Origin of the sequence: Chitinibacter tainanensis DSM 15459, from assembly GCF_000429785.1 — a bacterium.
Lineage (GTDB): Bacteria > Pseudomonadota > Gammaproteobacteria > Burkholderiales > Chitinibacteraceae > Chitinibacter > Chitinibacter tainanensis.
This window is the reverse complement of sequence record NZ_AUCN01000017.1, coordinates 16657-31944: the sequence shown is the minus strand read 5'-3', so window position 1 is coordinate 31944 and position 15288 is coordinate 16657. Positions and strand designations below refer to the sequence as shown.

The following is a 15288-nucleotide window of genomic DNA, read 5'->3' as shown; positions in this document are numbered from 1 at the left end:
CCCATACAGCTAAAAGCCTGCAGCCAAATACCCGCCTTCCTGCAAAGCCCATGCCACATGCTCGCGCACCAGCGGGCTCGGGTCGTCCGCCCGCGCGGCTAGCGCCGCGCCGATAGCTGGGCTGGGGGTAGCATTACCCAGGCCCAGCGCCAGATTACTCAGCCATTTGGCATAGCCAATTCGGTAAATCGGGCTACCGGCCATCTTGGTATTAAAGTCGTCCTCGCTCCAGGCAAACAGCGCCAGCAGCGTCACATCATCTAGGCCATGGCGAATCGCAAAGTCGGTTTCGGCGCTGGTGGCGGCAAAGCGGTTCCACGGGCACACCAGCTGGCAATCATCGCAACCATACACGCGATTACCGATGGCGCGGCGAAACTCCTGCGGCACCGGGCCTTTCAGCTCAATGGTCAGGTAGGAAATACAGCGCCGCGCATCCACCTGATACGGCGCCACAATCGCCTGCGTCGGACAGGCGTCGATACAGGCCGTGCAATTGCCACAATGCTCTTTCGGTAACGGCGGATCAGGTGGCAGCGGTAAATCAGTAAATAGTTCGCCCAGAAAATAAAACGAGCCAAAGTCACGATTAAGCAATAAAGAGTGTTTGCCGCGCCAACCCAGCCCCGCCTGCTTGGCCAGCTCAACCTCCAGCACCGGGGCAGAATCCACAAACACCCGATGCCCAAAGGGGCCAATCTGCGCCGCCAGCCGGTCTGCCAATTGCTGCAAACGATTACGCAGCACCTTGTGATAGTCTCGCCCTAAGGCATAGCGCGAGATATACGCCCGCTCGGTATCGGCCAGCACGGCATGTGGATCAAGGCCCCCAGCGCGATACGGCATAAAAACACTGATCACCGCCACGGTATTTGGTACTAATTCTGCCGGTCGGGCACGCTTTAAACCATGCCTTGCCATATAATCCATCTCGCCATGAAACCCGCGCGCCAGCCAGTCGGCCAGCCCGGCTTCGGCGTGTGCTAAATCCACGCCAGTAATCGCCGCGCGGGCAAAGCCAAGCTCGCTGGCCCACTCTTTAATCTGAGTTGCCAGCGCCTGATAATCCATTGGGTTCGATGCATGCATACGCACAATGATACCGCCTTCTCTGGTTTTTTAAGCGATGAAGACGCTACGCTGGCGCTCGGCCAGCAATTGGCCCCAGCCCTGGCGGGCGGCATGACCATCTTTCTGGAAGGCGACCTCGGCGCCGGCAAAACCACCCTCACCCGCGGCCTGCTGCGGGCCCTCGGTTATGCGGGGCGTGTGAAAAGCCCCACCTATACCTTGGTTGAACCTTATGTAATTTCTAACTTATACTTTTATCACTTTGATTTGTATCGGTTTAATGATCCAAGCGAGTGGGAAGACGCCGGTTTCCGTGATTATTTCAATCCGGACTCGGTGTGTTTGATCGAATGGGCAGATAAAGCCCAGGGCCAATTACCCGCCCCCGACTGGATCATTACCCTGACCCCGGAAGGCGCAGGCCGGCGCTTCACCCTGCGCGCGCTCACTACTTTAGGTTTGGCATGTCAGAACAAGTTACACCCTCATTCACCAGCGCCCTGAGCGAAACCCCGCTCGCTCGCCGTGCCGTGCTGCGCACGCTGGCCGGCACGCTGCTGCTCTCGGTGACCCCGGTGGGGCTCGCTGCCGCAGCGGCCAGCGTGATCGCCGTGCGGGTGTGGCCGGCCAATGCCTATACCCGCGTCACCATTGAATCGAATGCACCGCTTAGCTTTAAGCAGTTTTCGCTCAAAGACCCGGAGCGGCTGGTGGTCGATCTGGAAGGCGTGGATTTAAACAGCGAGCTGCAAAGCCTGGCCGGCAAAGTGGGCGACAACGACCCCTATATCAAGCTTTTGCGCGCGGGCCGCAATAAGCCCGGCGTGGTGCGGCTGGTGCTGGATCTCAAAGCCGAAGTCAAACCGCAGATCTTTACCCTTGACCCGGTGGCCGAATACAAAAACCGGCTGGTGATCGATCTGTACCCGGCAGTGCAAACCGACGAGCTACTGGCCTTTTTGAACGACAACGGCCAGCTGAAAACCGACCCCAATCCGCCAGCCTTTAATAAGCCGGATAAATCCGCCAGCCAAGCCAGCAAAGCCGGCGAAACCAAAACCGCCGAGGCCAAGCCCGCCGACAATAAAGCCAGCCAGGGCGAGAAAACCCGCGCTAACGACAGCGTGGATCGCGACAAGCTGAAAGTTGATCGGCTGATCACCGTAGTGCTCGACCCCGGCCACGGCGGCGAAGACCCTGGCGCGGTAGGGCCATCGGGCACGCATGAAAAAACCGTGGTGCTACAGATTGCCAAGCGACTGCGCGAATTACTGCAAAACGAGCCGAATTTCCGCGTGGTGATGACGCGCGATGCTGATTTTTTTGTGCCGCTGGGCGTACGGGTGAAAAAAGCCCGCGCGGTGCAGGCCGATTTGTTTGTCTCAATTCACGCCGATGCCTTTACCCGGCCTGATGCCAATGGCAGCTCGGTGTTTGCGCTCTCGGAAGGCGGCGCCTCGAGCTCGGCGGCGCGCTGGCTCGCGCAAACGCAAAATGATGCCGATCTGATTGGCGGGGTGAAAATTAAATCGGGCGCGGAAGATTTGCGCCGCACGCTGCTGGATCTCACCACCACGGCCACCATCAACGACAGCCTGAAGCTCGGTAAAGTGATGCTGGGCGAGCTGGGCGGGATTAATCGCCTGCACAAACCCAATGTGGAGCAGGCTAGCTTTGCGGTACTCAAGGCGCCGGATATTCCATCGGTGCTGGTGGAAACGGCGTTTATTTCCAATCCGGAAGAAGAGAAAAAGCTGATCGACGAAGACTATCAGCAAAAAATGGCGCAAGCGCTGTTTCGCGGGATCAAGCGCTATTTTGCGAAAAACCCGCCCTTGTCGCGCACCAAGCTGGCGCAGCAATAAGCAGGGTATAGCGCTGAAAGCCAATAGATGAAAGGCTGGCAGCGCAATACCCAGCAAACCACTACATCTCGATCTTCACTCCCATCGCCTTGCTGATGGCATCCAGCAGGCGAGCCGGGGTGAAGGGTTTCACTACAAAGCCGCTCGCGCCCAGCGCCAAAGCTTCGCGTACTTTCTCGCCCGTGGCCTCACCGCTCACCATAATCACCTTGGGCGCCGGATTGAGGTGCAGTAATTGCGGCAGTAATTCCATGCCATCGGTTTGCGGCAGATTGATATCCAGCAGCACCAGCTGCGGGCTGCGATCCATACAAATGCGCAGCGCCTCGTGCCCCTGTCCGAGATCGGCCAACACATTAAATTCCAGCCGCCGCAGCAGGCTGGCCATCAAATTGCGCATAATCGCGTCATCGTCAACGATCACACAGCTGATTTTTTTCATCGACATGCTCGCACACCTTGTTTGCTGATTGATCCCCGGCCCGGCTGGTATACTGGCAGCCTGCCTAGCTTCATCTTAGAACATCCCTCGCCATGCCACGTATCCAGTTATTGTCAGACCATCTGGTCAACCAGATTGCCGCCGGCGAAGTGGTCGAGCGCCCCGCCTCGGCACTGAAAGAATTGCTGGAAAACAGCATCGATGCCGGCAGCCGCAGCTTGCAAATCGAGCTGCACGGCGGCGGAACCAAGCTGATCAAGGTGATTGACGATGGCTGCGGCATCGCCAAAGACGAGCTAGCGCTGGCGTTGCACCGCCACGCCACCAGCAAAATCGCCTGCATGGACGATCTGGCCCGCGTGGGTACGCTGGGCTTTCGCGGCGAGGGGCTGGCCTCGATTGCCTCGGTGTCACGCCTTACCCTCACCAGCCGGCTCAGTGAAGACGGCCAGCTGGCCAAACATGCCTGGCGCGTTGAGGCCGATCATGGCCGATTACTTGAGCCGGAGCCGGCCGCGCTGGCCGCGGGCACCACGATTGAAGTGCACGATTTGTATCATCAGGTGCCGGCACGCAAGAAATTTCTCAAATCCGACGCCACCGAATACGCCCACTGCGCCGCCATGATCGAGCGGATTGCGCTCGCCAATCCGAGCGTGGCGTTTACCACCTTGCACAATGGCCGCGCCCAGCAGCGCTGGCCCGCCGGCGATCTGGCCCGCCGCGCCGCGGCGATTATTGGCGAAGAATTCGTCAACACCGGCATCATGGTGGACGAAGGCTTTGGCGCCGAGGGCAAAGGCCTGCGGCTGTATGGCATCGCCGGCTCACCAACGCTGGGCAAATCCAGCCGCGAGGCGCAGTTCTTTTTTGTGAATGGCCGCTTTGTGCGCGATAAAGTGGTACAGCACGCGCTGCGCGAAGCTTATCGCGACGTACTGCATCACAATCTGCATGCGGCGTTTTGCCTGTTTCTGGAGCTCGACCCCGAAGGCGTGGATGTGAATGTGCACCCCACCAAGATCGAGGTGCGCTTTCGCGAAAGTCAGGCCGTCTATCGCTTTCTGTTTACCAGCCTCTCCAAAGCGCTGGCCAAAACCACCGCCGGCGCCAGTAATACCCCGGAGGGTATCGACCCAGAAACCGGAGAAATCATAGCCAAGGTAGACATACCCCTGGGCGAAATGAAGCCACAAGATTACGCGCAACACGCCTACCGCCATCAGCAGGCGATGCCGCTGCCGATGCCCAGCGAGCCAGCCACGCGGCTCGCGCAGGAAAACCTACCCCGCTATCAGCCCAGCCCAGCCGCCTCGGCCGCGGTAGGCGCGCCATTGGCATTGTATGACCAGCTCTTTGGCGATTTGCGCGCTGCTGGAGCGCCCGCTGAGGCCACGGCCAGCACCGCAGCCAACAGCGTAGCCAGCAGCGACAAACCAGCCTGGATGCAGCAACTGGCGGCCCAACGCCCGGTGGCCGCCCGCAGCGTAGATGCCTATTTGCCGGCCGGCGCGGCCCGCCGCGAGGCCATCCCCGCCGCCGACGATGCCGCGATCCCACCACTGGGCTTTGCGCTGGCCCAGCTGCATGGCGTGTATATTCTCAGCCAGGCCGAAGACGGCCTGATCGTGGTCGATATGCATGCCGCGCATGAGCGCGTGGTGTACGAAAAACTCAAAACGGCCCTTGATCTGCACGCCATGCCGATGCAGCCGCTGCTGATCCCGCATGTATTTAGCGCCGATAAACTCGATGTGGCCACTGTTGAAGACCACGGTGCCGAGTTGGCTGCGCTGGGGCTGGAATTATCCGTCTCCTCGCCCACCCAGCTGGCGGTGCGCGCAGTGCCGATGCTGTTGCAACACTCCAACCCGGTGGAGCTGGCGCAAGCCATGCTGCGTGATATCCGCATGGTGGGCGTATCGCAAGTGCTAGCCGGCCGGCGCAATGAGCTGCTGGCCACCATGGCCTGCCATGGCTCGGTGCGCGCCAATCGCGCCCTCACCATCCCAGAAATGAACGCCCTACTGCGCGAAATGGAAACCACCGAGCGCTCAGGCCAATGCAATCACGGCCGGCCAACGTGGTTCCGCCTGTCGATGCATGATCTGGATAAACTCTTTATGCGAGGCCAGTAATGCTGAGCGTAGTGTTCGCCAAATTGATCGCTGGCCCCTTGGTAATCGGCGCCACCAGCCTAGCTGGCCAACGCTGGGGCCAACAGATGGCGGGCGTCTTAGCTGGCCTGCCTAGTCTGGCGCTGCTGATTATCGGCATAATATGGCTGGAGCAAGGTGCGACATTTACCCGCGATGTGATTGAGTATGCACCGATTGGCTTATTCGCCAATACAACGTATATCTTGTTGCTGGCCTTCGCGAGCCGCTTTTTTAAGACCAGCGGTACCATTCTGCTGGCACTGCTGGGTTACGTAGTCATGGCGATCGTGCTCGTGCACTGTTCGGCTCAGCAGATACCCTATAGCGGTATCTACTCGATATTGTTTCTGGCCATAGCTTACAAGATCATACCTAGACAAAATCAACTCCAAGCCAAAAGCACCCTACCGAAAATCGAATTATTTTTGCGCATGGCCTTGGCCGCAGCCCTGATTTTGGTCTTGAGCCTGGCCGCACCCAGCGTAGGGGCGAGCTATAGCGGCTTTCCGGTTGCCTCGCTGATCTTGCCAGCGTTCACCCTGGCACTGCAGGGCCGCAGCGCACTGTTGCATCAATTACGCGGCTTTGTGCTCGGGCTGATCGGCTTTGCGGTGTGCTTCTTATTGTGGCCACTGGGAATCAGCGACTGGGGCTTTGCCGCCCTGATTCCGGCCCTACTGGCAGCGGTATGCTGCACAGCCAGCCTGCACTTGATCGCGCAACGCCGCACTTTGGAATCTCAACATGCATAAACTTCCCCCCGCGATTTTTTTAATGGGCCCCACGGCCAGCGGCAAAACCGCAGCGGCGATTGCGCTGGTGGAAGCAGGCTTGCCGGTCGAGCTCATTTCGGTTGATTCGGCGTTGGTGTTTAAGGATATGGACATCGGCACGGCCAAACCCGATGCCGAGGAGCAGCGCCGCGCACCACATCATTTGCTGGATATTATTAGCCCGGAAGAGAGCTATTCCGCTGGGCAGTTTCGTACCGATGCGCTGGCGCTGATGGCCGACATTAGCGCTCGCGGCAAAGTGCCCGTGCTGGTCGGCGGTACCATGCTGTATTTCAATGCGCTGCAAAATGGTCTGCATGAGCTGCCACCCGCTGACCCGGCCTTGCGCGCTGAACTGGAGCACGAGGCCAATACCCATGGCTGGGTGCATATGCACGCCAAGCTCGCCGCGCTCGACCCCGCCACTGCGGCCCGGCTAATGCCCAGCGAAACCCAGCGGATTGAGCGGGCGATTGAAATTTGCCTGCTGGCCGGACGGCCCATGTCGGCGATTCTGGCCGAGCCTGGCGCGGCGGCCTTGCCCTATCGCCTGCTGAAAATCGCGCTGGAGCCTTCCGAGCGCGGCGTGCTGCACGAACGCATTGCCCAACGCTATGACCTGATGCTGGCGAATGGTTTTGCCGATGAAGTGCGTGCCCTGCAACAGAAATACCGGCTCAATATCGAGCTGCCCTCGATGCGCTGCGTAGGCTATCGGCAAATGTGGGAACACTTGGCCGGCGAATGCGACTACGCCGAGATGCGCTATCGCGGCATCGTAGCCACGCGCCAGTTGTGTAAACGCCAGCTCACCTGGTTGCGCGGTATGGATGATGTGCTGCGGCTGGATTGCTTGGCCCCAGATGCCGCACAGCAAATTGCCAGCCAGGTGGCGCGCTGGGCCGCAGTTTAAGCCGCCAGCACAGCAAAAACGGCGCCAAGGCGCCGTTCAGGCTGCTAACAAAGTGGAAAACCATGATTTTCAAGTCTCGGCAAAGCCGAGCCTAGGAAATAAGGGCTTAAATCTGCAGCCTTTATGTTTTATTCCCACCCCTCCCGTCCCCTCCTTGAGGGGAGCCTCGCTTTGCGCGTTGGGTTTGTCATCTATCTGAACGGTTCCGAGGCGCCGTTAATTATTTTTAGCGGCTGACCGCGTGCGGCCAGAAATGCGGGTCGTGCAAAAGACCACCCACACCGTTGATAATGAATTGCACCCCAATACAAATCAGCAAAAAGCCCATGATGCGGGAAATCGCGTTAATGCCATCCTCGCCCAAAAACCGGTACAGCTTGCTGGAGGCGCGCAGGGTAATCCAGGCGATATAGGCCACCAGCAAAATGCCGCATACCACCGTGAGATAGCCTAGCCAGATCGGCAAGGCGGTCTGGCCATGCACCCCTGATGACATCGAGATCACCACCGCAATCGAGCCGGGGCCCGACAACGATGGCATGGCCAGCGGGGTGAAGGAAATATCACGCTTGCCCGGTGTGCTATTGGCGGCGGGGTCGTGCGGCTCGGCAAACAGCATATCAAAACCGAAATAACTCACGATCAGGCCACCGGCAATGCGCAGGCCGGGAATCGAGATCTGGAAAAAATCCATAATCAGCGCGCCGGCCAGCAAAAAGGTCACCAGAATGGCGGCCATATAAATACAGGCGCGCTTCACTTGGGCATCGCGCTCGGCATCGGATAAATGCGCCGCCAGGCCCGGCAAAATAGCCACGGTCATCAAGGGATTGGCAATGGGTAACAGCGCCGAGATGGTGGCCAGGATGGTGCTTAGAATTTCAAACAGGATTTTTTCCATGGGGTATGGACCGCTATGCTAGGTGGGTAGCCGCCTTATGGGCGATACGGGGGTAGTTTAGCGCCTTCTGTCACCCACGACCACTGGCCATAGTCCGGTAATCCATCGATAAAGGCCGGCGGCGCCTCGCCCTGGATGAGCGGCAGCAAATAGCGGCGCGCAGCGGGGGTAATGTCAAAGCCATCCGCGCTAATAAACTCCGCCGGCAGCGGTTTTTCGATATTGGCCACCATGCCCAGCGGCACCGCGCCGATTTCCCAAGTGTAGGGCTCATCGCTCAGGCGCTCGATGCTAACCATCACTTCGTTTTGCCCCGCCACCGCCAACTGGGCGGCGGCCTGCCCCACAGCAAACGCTTGCTGCACATCGGTAGCCGAGGCGATATGGCGGGCTGCGCGTTGCAGATAATCAGCGACCGCCCAATGGCATTTAAAGCCAGTCGCAGCTTTGATGATTTCCACCAGATTAGGGGCCAGCCCGCCGAGCTGGGCATGGCCGAATGCGTCTTTGCCACCGGCTTCGCTCAGATACAACCCCTGGGTATCCTTCACCCCTTCAGCCGCGACAATCACTGCATAGCCATACCTGGCCACGGTATCTTCGACGGTGGCCACAAAGCGCGCCCGCTCGAACGGTACTTCGGGCAATAAAATCAGATGCGGCGGTTCGGCATCGTGGCGGCTGGCCAGCGCGCTGGCTGCGGCAATCCAGCCGGCGTGGCGGCCCATCACTTCCAGCACAAAGACTTTGGTTGAGCTCGCCGCCATCGAGGCCACATCCAGCCCCGCCTCGCGCACGCTGGTGGCCACATACTTGGCAACCGAGCCAAAGCCGGGCGAGCAATCGGTCAGTGGTAGATCATTATCAATGGTTTTGGGGATATGAATGGCCTGCAAGGGGTAGTTGGCCGCGCGCGCTAGTTCTGCCACTTTCAGGCAGGTATCGGCCGAATCGCCCCCGCCATTGTAAAAAAAGTAGCCCACATCCCACGCCTGCAACACGGCCAGCAGCCGGCGCAGCTCGCTTTCGGTTTTGAGTTTATGTCGGCAGGAGCCAAAAGCCCCGCCCGGGGTGTTTTTCAGCTGCTGCAGCTCACGCGAGCTGAGCACGGCGGTATCGATCAACGCTTCATTCAATACGCCCAGAATGCCGTTTTGCGCGGCAAACAGCCGGCCAAAATGCACCGGATACTGCCGCGCCGTCAGCAGCAAACCCGCTGCAGAAGCATTAATCACCGGGGTTACACCGCCCGATTGGGCGTACACAGCATTGCGCGGCATGGGGCGCTCCAAGTCAGCCTGATCCTGCTATTTTTGCGCACTGCAACAGCCGTTGCCGCGTCGACGGCAGCTTTTAGCCGCTAAACGGCAAGATCGTAGCCCTACCCCCATTGCATGCCCTGACTTCATGCTCAGGCATGAAATCGTCAGCATAAAAAAAACCGCCCCGAAGGGCGGCTAGACTGATGACAAACCCCACTCGCGAAGCGAGGCTCCCCTCAAGGAGGGGACGGGAGGGGTGGGAATAAAACATCAAGGCTGCAGATTCAAAGCCTTGCTTCCTAGGCTCGGCTTAGCCGAGACTTATCGAGGATTGCTCTTCCACTGTGTCAGCAGCCTGACCGCCCCGAAGGGCGGTGTAGGTGCCGCGGCGGCGAGCAGCTTAGGCGCCGAGCGCTTGCAGTGTCGCGTCGCGTACGGCGTCAACTGATTGCGTGCCGTCGATCTTGATGTATTTAGGCGCTTTAGCGTCGCCCGAAGCGGCCATTTTGCCGTAGAAACCGACCAATACTTCGGTTTGCTCGTGGTAAACGCCCAGGCGTTTCAGTACCACTTCTTCTTTATCATCGTCACGCTGGATCAGATCTTCGCCAGTTTCGTCGTCTTTGCCTTCCACTTTTGGTGGATTGAACGTCACGTGGTAAGTGCGGCCAGAAGCCACATGCACACGGCGGCCAGCCATACGCTCCACAATCGCGGCATCTGGCACATCGATTTCCACCACATAGTCGATATCCACGCCAGCAGCGATCATCGCTTCAGCTTGTGGAATGGTGCGTGGGAAACCGTCAAACAGGAAACCATTGGCTGCGTCTGGCTGCGCAATGCGCTCTTTCACCAGACCGATGATGATGTCATCGCGCACCAAGCCGCCCGCATCCATAATCGCCTTGGCTTCCAGGCCCAGTGGCGTACCGGCTTTCACCGCCGCGCGCAGCATGTCGCCCGTCGAGATTTGTGGGATATTGAATTTTTCGCGGATGTAATTGGCTTGAGTGCCTTTACCAGCGCCTGGTGCGCCCAGAAGGATTAAACGCATTGCTCGGTTCCCCGTGTTAATTAAAAAGTGAATCCAATCATTGTTTTGGCTTCTTCTGCTGGAGCCAATTCATCAGCATGCACCGCGTGGCGTGCGAGCACATCACGCATCAATTTCATTTAAGCCTCAGCCTCGCCAGCAAACACTGCCCGCACCCGGGCCAGATCTTCCGGCGTATCCACCCCGGCAGCCGGCGCATCGCTGGCCTGATACACGCCGATTTGGTAGCCATGCCACAACACGCGCAGCTGCTCCAGTTTCTCGATGTCTTCTAGGCGCGAAGCGGCCAGTTTGGCATAAGCGCGCAAAAACCCTGCCCTATAGGCGTATAGGCCGATATGCCTTTGTGCGCCTAGCTCAGCGGGCAATACCCAGTCTTCGTCTTCGTTATCTTCGGCAAATGCATCGCGATCCCACGGAATCGGCGCACGGCTGAAATACATGGCGCGCTGCGCGGCATCGCACACGACTTTGACCACATTCGGGTTAAAAAAATCGGCGGCGTCATGGATCGGATGGCAGGCAGTCGCCATCGCCAGCACCGGGTTGGCGGCCAGCTGGGCGGCCACGGCATCAATCAGGGCGGGATCCAGCAGCGGCTCATCGCCCTGCACATTCACCACAATCGCCTCATCGGGCAGCTGCAATAAATCCACGGCCTCGGCCAACCGATCGGTGCCCGAGGGGTGATCGGCGCGGGTGAGCAAAACTTGCTGCCCGGCGGCTTTGACCGCAGCAGCCACTTCGGGGGCATCGGTTGCGACCACCACTTGGCTGGCCTGCGCTTTCAGCGCCTGCGCCACCACGCGCACAATCATGGGCTGGCCGGCAATATCGGCCAACGGTTTATTCGGTAAACGAGTAGATTTCAGACGCGCCGGAATGATGGCCACATAACTCATGCGCTTAAGCCTCTTCGCCGTCGGCCAGCGCGCGGGCTTCGCTTTCCAGCATGACTGGAATGCCATCTTTAATTGCGAATGCCAGCCGGTCGGCCTTGCAGATCAGTTCCTGCTGGGCTTTGTTGAACACCAGTGGGCCCTTGCAGACCGGGCAAACCAGAATTTCCAGCAATTTGGCATCCATTGTGATTATCTCTTCAAAAATTCGTCGATTCGGCAGGCCAGATCGGGCGATAAATGCGCCGCCACCGGCAAAACCCAGATTCTATCACTTGGCGGCGGCGGATTCATCGCCGCCAGCTTGACCGCATCTTTTTCCGTCACGATCAGCGCATCATCAGCGCCCAAAACCGGCAGATCAGCCGGCACAAACGCATGATGATCAGGAAACGCGCACGGGCGAAATGCGTAGCCTTGCGCGCGCAGCGTGGCAAAAAAGCGCTCGGGGTTCCCGATGCCCACCAGCGCATGCAAAACTCCGCGCACCGGCAGGCTGGCTGCGGTAGCAGTGAGGCTAGGCTGATCGAGCCGATAGCAAGCGCCGGCGGCCAGCGTCATTTGATAATCGCCCAGATACCCAGCCGGGTATTCAGCTGCAGAAATTGATTTGATTGATTCAGTGGCAGATACCCCATTCACCACCACGGCATTCACCTTGCGCAAGCGCGCCGGGCTTTCACGCAAAGGGCCGGCCGGCAAGCGCAGGCCATTGCCCAGCCCGCGGGCGCCATCCACCACGCAAATTTCCAGCGCACGCCCCAGCGCGTAATGCTGCAGGCCATCATCACACAGCAAGAGATTCACCGCCGGATAGCGCGCCAGCAGCGCCTGCCCGGCCGCGGCACGTTGCCGCGCTACAAACACCGGCACGCCCGTCGCGCGGCGTAACAGCAGCGGCTCATCGCCCACCGTGGCCGGCAGGCTATCTGGCAGCACTTCGGTCGGCAGCTGCGCGGCGCCACCATAGCCGCGCGAGATAATCCCCACCTGCCAGCCCAGCTCGCCCAGCCGGCGCGCCAGCGCAATCGTCAGCGGGGTTTTGCCTGTACCACCGACGGTAATATTGCCCACCACCACCACCGGCACCGGTAGCTGGGTGCTGGCTTTTAGCCCGAGCTTGAAGCACGCTTTATTCACCGCCGCCAGCGCCGCAAACAGGCCAGACAGCGGCCACAACAGCCACGCCAGCAGCGGTGGCCGAGGGCAATACCAAATGCGCAGCAACAGGGCTTCAAGCTTCATGAGATCTCTGGCCACCCACGCCGGAGCGGCCGTATGCAAGGATTATTGGGCTTTCACGGTAACCGGCTGCCCGGCAATCCCGGTAAATACCACCACCAGTTTCACCGGCTCATTGCCTTCGTTTTTGCCATTGTGCAGGGTATTTTCCACTTCGGCAAAACCCTGGCCAGCGCGGAAGGTATTGCTGCTGCCGTCTTTCAGGTAAACGGTGAGCGCGCCATTGAGGATATAGGCGTAGCCCGGCACCGGGTGTTGATGCCAGCCGGTTTCTTTGCCAACCGGAATTTCCACATGCAGCATGGTGGCTTCGGGGGCGTCGGTGGTCGGATACAAAATCGGCTGACCATTGGCCGTTTTGCCCGATTTAAACACCACGGTGGCGGTCACTTCTTTTTTGTAAACTTCTTTGCCGTCTTCCGCCTGCGCCAACACGCTCAGGCACAAGGCCGACAATAGGAATGCCAGTTGCTTCATTTCATCGCTCCGCAAGTTATGCGCCCGATCGGGGCCGGGCTAGCGGCGCGCAGTATAGTGGAAAACCCTAGGTCGCAGGCTAAATGCCATCACGGCGGCGTGAACGCCGTGCGAACGTGGCCACACCATTATTGCGGCACAGGCCAGCCAAAACCGCGTGCGTTCAGCCAGCGCAGAATGGCCGGCTGCTGGTAAATCAGCTCAGAAATAAAATGCGCCTCGCCAGGCAAAACCACAGCACCCGCTTCATGCCCTTGCGCCTGCAACTGGGCCAACCACTGCCGCGTATCGGCCCAATCATCCAAGTCACCCTGCACGGTCAATATCGCCGCGGAGCCAACGGACAGCGGCGACATGCGGGCCTGACCGGCAATCACCAAATAGCCCGCGCATTCTGCATGGGTATGCGCCAGCAGATCAGTAATCGCAAGGCCACCAAGGCTATACCCCGCCAGCAATACTGTTTTACCTTCTTGCCTAAGCTGAGCCAGCAAGGCGCAGAGCTGCGGGATTTGCCAATCTTGGCCGGCCGCAGTTTGTGGGCACAGCACCGCAAAATCCAGCGTCAGCGCCCCACTGGCCAAAAGCGCCGGCAAGCCATAGCGCGTGAGTAGGCTCAAATCCTCACCCCGCTCCCCCGCACCATGCAGATACACCAAGACCCGCTGCTGCGGATCGGGCGTACTGGGGCTAAATAAAAGCCCCTGATAGGGCCATTCGGTCGCGCTTAATTGAGCACACTGCATGTTGCGTCCTGCAATAAAAAACGGCGCCGCAGCGCCGTTTTGGTGAGTAGTACCGAGTTATTTACCCGTGGTTTGCGTGGCAAAGGTCAGTTTGCCAAAGCCGGCCAGCCGGGCGGCTTCCATGACGTTCACCACCGCTTGGTGGGTAGCTTGGGCGTCGGCATTAATAATCACCATCGGATCGGTGCTCTCGCCCGCCGCGCGGCGCAGTTGCACCGAGAAATCATCAGGGCTACCAAAGGCCGCAGTCTGGCCATTGATCGCATACTGGCCTTGCGCCGAAATCGCTACCTGAATGGTTTTCGGCTGCTCCTGCTGTTTTTCAGCATCGGCTGTAGGCAGATTGATTTTCAGCTCGGCAAATTTGGAATACGTGGTGGTGGCCATCAGGAAGATCAAAATCACCAGCAATACATCAATCAGCGGGATGAAATTGATTTCCGGCTCGACGCGGCCGCGTCCTTTACGAAATTTCATGGCTTTTCAGTCCTTCAACTGGCATCAAGAACGGCGCGAAACGCCCGGCGACCAAAGCGACAGGAAACCGACATTCACTACCAAGTACAGATCGGTTTCGCGTCAGCTCTATGCTGGCCGTGGGCTTGCCGCCCGTTCTTAGCGAATTATTGGTGGCGCTCGCCGTGAACGACTTCGACCAGCTTGATGGCTTGCTGCTCCATTTCCACCACGAAATCATCCACTTTGCTGGCGAAATAGCGGTAGAACATCAGCGCAGGTACCGCCACGATAATGCCAAAGCCGGTGTTATAGAGGGCCACCGAAATACCGTAGGCCAGCGCAGCCGGGTTGCTGCCGCCGGTGGGTGACTGCGAGCCGAAGATCTCGATCATGCCCACTACCGTGCCAAACAGGCCCAACAGCGGCGTCACCGAAGCCAAAGTACCCAAGGTCGACAGATAGCGATTCAGATCGTGAGCCACGGCGCTGCCGGCTTCTTCGATCGACTCTTTCATGATTTCGCGTGAGCTTTTCACGTTTTTCAGGCCGGCGGCAAACACGCGGCCCAGTGGGCTAGAGGCGGCCAGTTTATTCAGGGTTTCGGCATTGACGCCGTTCGCGCGATAATCCTGCACCACTTTGGCCAAGAGGCCGGCCGGCAAGACTTGCGATTTACGCAGGCTTAGCAGGCGCTCGATGATGATGGTCACTGTGGCGATGGAAGCGGCGATAATCAGCCAGATTGGCCAGCCCGCTGCCTGGATGATGGCGAACATAGTATGGGAACCCTAATCAAAAGAAATCCGGAGGCTCTGGAGTAAAGCCAGAAAACCGCGTAACTTTAGCCGCTATTTGCGCGCGGGGGAAGTGTCGCAATCCGCTTGCCGGAGACTAAGCGACAGATCTGATTGAGAAAAATCCGTTTACCCACAATTTCTGTGGATAACTTTGTGACTAAGTTGCGCCAGCCAGCCATTTTCAAGCGCTACCGGCCAGTTTCGTCATCATTTTCTCATATTTTG

At 58.9% G+C, this 15288-nt stretch carries 17 protein-coding genes; 5 read left to right on the top strand and 12 right to left on the bottom strand.

The annotated features are described in order from the left end of the window. Positions 1-9 precede the first annotated feature (9 nt). Complete coding sequence (gene queG / locus G482_RS0104825; protein WP_028449086.1) at positions 10-1089, bottom strand: tRNA epoxyqueuosine(34) reductase QueG; 1080 nt, start codon at positions 1087-1089, stop codon at positions 10-12. Between queG and tsaE the strand changes: the two genes are divergently transcribed. Both tsaE and G482_RS0104815 read left to right on the top strand, forming a co-directional pair. After that, entirely contained in the window at positions 1084-1575 is a 492-nt protein-coding gene (tsaE, locus tag G482_RS0104820) for a tRNA (adenosine(37)-N6)-threonylcarbamoyltransferase complex ATPase subunit type 1 TsaE (RefSeq protein ID WP_028449085.1), read from the top strand. The genes queG and tsaE overlap by 6 nt on opposite strands. Next, a complete protein-coding gene (locus G482_RS0104815) occupies positions 1536-2936 on the top strand; it encodes an N-acetylmuramoyl-L-alanine amidase (RefSeq protein ID WP_051258738.1) in 1401 nt (466 codons plus the stop codon). Before tsaE ends, G482_RS0104815 begins: the two co-directional genes overlap by 40 nt. Positions 2937-2997: 61 nt before the next feature. On the opposite strand, the gene G482_RS0104810 is transcribed toward G482_RS0104815, so the two are convergent. Continuing rightward, complete coding sequence (locus G482_RS0104810; protein WP_028449083.1) at positions 2998-3384, bottom strand: response regulator; 387 nt, start codon at positions 3382-3384, stop codon at positions 2998-3000. A gap of 86 nt (positions 3385-3470) precedes the next feature. Between G482_RS0104810 and mutL the strand changes: the two genes are divergently transcribed. The 3 genes from mutL to miaA are packed head-to-tail and all read left to right on the top strand — an operon-like array spanning position 3471 to position 7223. Next, positions 3471-5516 carry a DNA mismatch repair endonuclease MutL gene (gene mutL, locus G482_RS0104805; RefSeq protein WP_028449082.1) on the top strand — a complete coding sequence of 682 codons (2046 nt, stop codon included), beginning with the start codon at positions 3471-3473 and terminating at the stop codon, positions 5514-5516. Continuing rightward, positions 5516-6289, top strand: coding sequence for a hypothetical protein (locus tag G482_RS0104800; protein ID WP_028449081.1), 774 nt, complete (start codon positions 5516-5518; stop codon positions 6287-6289). The genes mutL and G482_RS0104800 overlap by 1 nt, the downstream gene beginning before the upstream one ends. Continuing rightward, positions 6282-7223: a tRNA (adenosine(37)-N6)-dimethylallyltransferase MiaA gene (gene miaA / locus G482_RS0104795; protein ID WP_028449080.1), complete on the top strand. Its 942-nt coding sequence runs from the start codon at positions 6282-6284 to the stop codon at positions 7221-7223. The genes G482_RS0104800 and miaA overlap by 8 nt, the downstream gene beginning before the upstream one ends. Before the next feature lie 226 nt (positions 7224-7449). Here miaA and G482_RS0104790 read toward each other — a convergent pair whose 3' ends face one another. The 10 genes from G482_RS0104790 to G482_RS0104740 form a co-directional block, all read right to left on the bottom strand. Beyond that, positions 7450-8124 (bottom strand): MarC family NAAT transporter, encoded by a 675-nt coding sequence (locus G482_RS0104790; protein WP_051258737.1) that lies wholly within the window; start codon positions 8122-8124, stop codon positions 7450-7452. 35 nt (positions 8125-8159) lie between these two features. After that, a complete protein-coding gene (locus tag G482_RS0104785; RefSeq protein ID WP_028449078.1) occupies positions 8160-9404 on the bottom strand; it encodes a 6-phosphofructokinase in 1245 nt (414 codons plus the stop codon). A 382-nt stretch (positions 9405-9786) separates the two neighbouring features. Further along, a complete protein-coding gene (gene adk, locus G482_RS0104780; RefSeq protein ID WP_028449077.1) occupies positions 9787-10443 on the bottom strand; it encodes an adenylate kinase in 657 nt (218 codons plus the stop codon). A gap of 119 nt (positions 10444-10562) precedes the next feature. Beyond that, positions 10563-11345, bottom strand: coding sequence for a 3-deoxy-manno-octulosonate cytidylyltransferase (gene kdsB, locus G482_RS0104770; protein WP_028449076.1), 783 nt, complete (start codon positions 11343-11345; stop codon positions 10563-10565). A 4-nt stretch (positions 11346-11349) separates the two neighbouring features. Next, entirely contained in the window at positions 11350-11529 is a 180-nt protein-coding gene (locus G482_RS0104765) for a Trm112 family protein (protein ID WP_028449075.1), read from the bottom strand. A gap of 5 nt (positions 11530-11534) precedes the next feature. Further along, entirely contained in the window at positions 11535-12587 is a 1053-nt protein-coding gene (gene lpxK, locus G482_RS0104760; protein WP_034618955.1) for a tetraacyldisaccharide 4'-kinase, read from the bottom strand. Positions 12588-12629: 42 nt separating this feature from the next. Then, complete coding sequence (locus tag G482_RS0104755; RefSeq protein WP_028449073.1) at positions 12630-13061, bottom strand: cupin domain-containing protein; 432 nt, start codon at positions 13059-13061, stop codon at positions 12630-12632. Positions 13062-13189: 128 nt separating this feature from the next. Next, positions 13190-13807, bottom strand: a complete 618-nt coding sequence (locus tag G482_RS19425) for an alpha/beta hydrolase (RefSeq protein ID WP_051258736.1) — start codon at positions 13805-13807, stop codon at positions 13190-13192. Positions 13808-13864: 57 nt separating this feature from the next. Then, entirely contained in the window at positions 13865-14284 is a 420-nt protein-coding gene (locus tag G482_RS0104745) for an ExbD/TolR family protein (RefSeq protein WP_028449072.1), read from the bottom strand. Positions 14285-14430: 146 nt separating this feature from the next. After that, positions 14431-15042: a MotA/TolQ/ExbB proton channel family protein gene (locus G482_RS0104740; RefSeq protein WP_028449071.1), complete on the bottom strand. Its 612-nt coding sequence runs from the start codon at positions 15040-15042 to the stop codon at positions 14431-14433. Positions 15043-15288: the final 246 nt, after the last annotated feature.

Excerpts from the sequence above, each read along its gene's own strand:
- tsaE (WP_028449085.1), top strand. The coding sequence starts at position 1,084 with ATGCATACGCACAATGATACCGCCTTCTCTGGTTTTTTAAGCGATGAA.
- queG (WP_028449086.1), bottom strand. The coding sequence starts at position 1,089 with ATGCATGCATCGAACCCAATGGATTATCAGGCGCTGGCAACTCAGATT.
- G482_RS0104815 (WP_051258738.1), top strand. The coding sequence starts at position 1,536 with ATGTCAGAACAAGTTACACCCTCATTCACCAGCGCCCTGAGCGAAACC.
- G482_RS0104810 (WP_028449083.1), bottom strand. The coding sequence starts at position 3,384 with ATGTCGATGAAAAAAATCAGCTGTGTGATCGTTGACGATGACGCGATT.
- mutL (WP_028449082.1), top strand. The coding sequence starts at position 3,471 with ATGCCACGTATCCAGTTATTGTCAGACCATCTGGTCAACCAGATTGCC.
- G482_RS0104800 (WP_028449081.1), top strand. The coding sequence starts at position 5,516 with ATGCTGAGCGTAGTGTTCGCCAAATTGATCGCTGGCCCCTTGGTAATC.
- miaA (WP_028449080.1), top strand. The coding sequence starts at position 6,282 with ATGCATAAACTTCCCCCCGCGATTTTTTTAATGGGCCCCACGGCCAGC.
- G482_RS0104790 (WP_051258737.1), bottom strand. The coding sequence starts at position 8,124 with ATGGAAAAAATCCTGTTTGAAATTCTAAGCACCATCCTGGCCACCATC.
- G482_RS0104785 (WP_028449078.1), bottom strand. The coding sequence starts at position 9,404 with ATGCCGCGCAATGCTGTGTACGCCCAATCGGGCGGTGTAACCCCGGTG.
- adk (WP_028449077.1), bottom strand. The coding sequence starts at position 10,443 with ATGCGTTTAATCCTTCTGGGCGCACCAGGCGCTGGTAAAGGCACTCAA.
- kdsB (WP_028449076.1), bottom strand. The coding sequence starts at position 11,345 with ATGAGTTATGTGGCCATCATTCCGGCGCGTCTGAAATCTACTCGTTTA.
- G482_RS0104765 (WP_028449075.1), bottom strand. The coding sequence starts at position 11,529 with ATGGATGCCAAATTGCTGGAAATTCTGGTTTGCCCGGTCTGCAAGGGC.
- lpxK (WP_034618955.1), bottom strand. The coding sequence starts at position 12,587 with ATGAAGCTTGAAGCCCTGTTGCTGCGCATTTGGTATTGCCCTCGGCCA.
- G482_RS0104755 (WP_028449073.1), bottom strand. The coding sequence starts at position 13,061 with ATGAAGCAACTGGCATTCCTATTGTCGGCCTTGTGCCTGAGCGTGTTG.
- G482_RS19425 (WP_051258736.1), bottom strand. The coding sequence starts at position 13,807 with ATGCAGTGTGCTCAATTAAGCGCGACCGAATGGCCCTATCAGGGGCTT.
- G482_RS0104745 (WP_028449072.1), bottom strand. The coding sequence starts at position 14,284 with ATGAAATTTCGTAAAGGACGCGGCCGCGTCGAGCCGGAAATCAATTTC.
- G482_RS0104740 (WP_028449071.1), bottom strand. The coding sequence starts at position 15,042 with ATGTTCGCCATCATCCAGGCAGCGGGCTGGCCAATCTGGCTGATTATC.